Below are 1,837 nucleotides of genomic sequence, written 5' to 3'. Positions count from 1 at the left end.
ATCTCATTAAAGGCATTAATGATCTGATTGTCGGGCTTAAAAGCCCATCCAACAACCGAACAAATAACGATCAAAAAAAATGTCAGAGAAGATATGGCAACATCATTAATATATAAATTTTTTTACATAAAATAGTCTATCCGTCATTCCGCACCTCATTCCTGATTTAAAAATGTTGAACGGGGCTTCCGGTTTCTGAAAAGCCCGGAGTTCCTGACCTCTTCCATGTATCTGAAAAAACCGGCAGACACAATCGCCCACCGCCCGTTGGATATTTTTAACCTTTGAAGGGGTTAATACCTTCGGATTTCAAGAGCATCGGAGGGTATACAGGTATGCAACCGTACCAAAGTGACCTGTTGAAAATATGGGGTCAATGGTATGGGTCTTTTTATTCTTCCATATGAAAAGTTAAAACCACCGACTTTAGTCGGTGGTTGTTGAGTTCTGAATTGGGTGCGGAATGTCGGATTTATGAGACCGGCGATAACCATCGCGGGCCTTGTTACCGATCAGTGCCAGTTGGCTGCCAGCACAGGTTGCAGCCGCTGTTGCTCGACATCGCCGAGCATTGTGGTCGCAGGTGTCGGCGGCGCGAAGGCAGCCATCGCCTGGACAAGATTTTCGACATTACGGTCCGTCAACCGATGACCGTCACCCGCCATGATGCTACCGGGGCGTTCGGAAGGACTGGCATACCAATTATGCAGTGTTACCTCCTGCTTGCTGCCAATGACCGAAATTTGCAGATCCTGCCCTTCATGCTGGAACCACAAACGCTCAGGGCTAATATCCTTTCCGAACACCAAGTCCCCCATATCACCACTAAATTCCAAATCGTTGTCCCCATGTCCGACTTCTACCGTCGACATAGTACCACTGGTCACAATATTGTTATTACCATCCCCGACTTTCACTTTCGACATAGTACCACTGGTCACGATATGGTTATCACCATTCCCAACTTCCACTCGCGACATGGTACCACTCGTTACTATATGGTTATTACCATCCCCCACCTTCATTGTCGCCCCTCCTCCTGTATCAGTGATACTATTGTTGCCATGTCCGACTGTGAGTTTGTTGATATCGCCGACAATGACATTATTACCATTACCCAGCGTAATATTTGACATCGATTCTGCCACATTGACTGTATTGTCACCGTTACCCGCAACCATTTTGACGCCTACAGCTTTCACATTGACAGTCTTGCTCTCGTCCCCCAAAGTAACCTTGCCAAAGGTTCTTTGGACCGTAATGGAATTAGGGTCAGTAGTCACCGGTGTAGGTTCCACTGCTGGCTTAATTTTCGGAACGCTAGGCGTTGGGTGTAGTTCAAAAGGAGGGATACTAATCGGTTCCCGCTTAGGAATAGTGATCGGCGTTAATGCGTCCGGGAAAGTCACCGTCGGTTTATCAAGAGATTGCGTCACCACTGGCTTGACCGTTGGGACCAAATCTGGTGTAGGCTCCGCAAAAAGGAAGTCGGCCGCATCGACCTGCGAAATATCCAGGGTATCGAGATACAGTAACTTCACGTTTGAATCAGTACCGCTGGCCCCATTAAAGATAACTTCAACGCCATGAATTTGTGACAGGCCGTTGATCGTGCCACGATTACTCTTAGCAATTGTGAGTTGGCTGAAATCAGTGACGCCGGTTTGACGCAAATCAATTTTATCAATGCCGTGCCGGAACCCACGTAATGCATTCTTGTAGTCCTTGACACCCGGTTGGGCTGCCACCACAAAAACGTCTGACGCCGCACTGTCATGACTATAGATCGTCCCATTCAAGCTAAATTTCATCTGACCCTGAGCATCGCTAGTGAGCA

At 47.5% G+C, this 1,837-nt stretch carries 2 pseudogenes; one reads left to right on the top strand and one right to left on the bottom strand.

Features of this window, described 5'->3' with window-relative positions:
* Positions 1-168: 168 nt before the first annotated feature.
* A pseudogene (locus tag EAE91_RS23315) lies at positions 169-407 on the top strand (IS1634 family transposase); the annotation flags it as partial.
* Positions 408-512: 105 nt separating this feature from the next.
* Here the strand turns inward: EAE91_RS23315 and EAE91_RS23310 are convergent.
* Positions 513-1,837 (bottom strand): annotated as a pseudogene (locus tag EAE91_RS23310) (calcium-binding protein); the annotation flags it as partial.

The organism is Photorhabdus noenieputensis (assembly GCF_018448935.1).
GTDB classification, from domain to species: domain Bacteria; phylum Pseudomonadota; class Gammaproteobacteria; order Enterobacterales; family Enterobacteriaceae; genus Photorhabdus; species Photorhabdus noenieputensis.
This window is presented reverse-complemented; position numbering and strand designations above follow the sequence as displayed.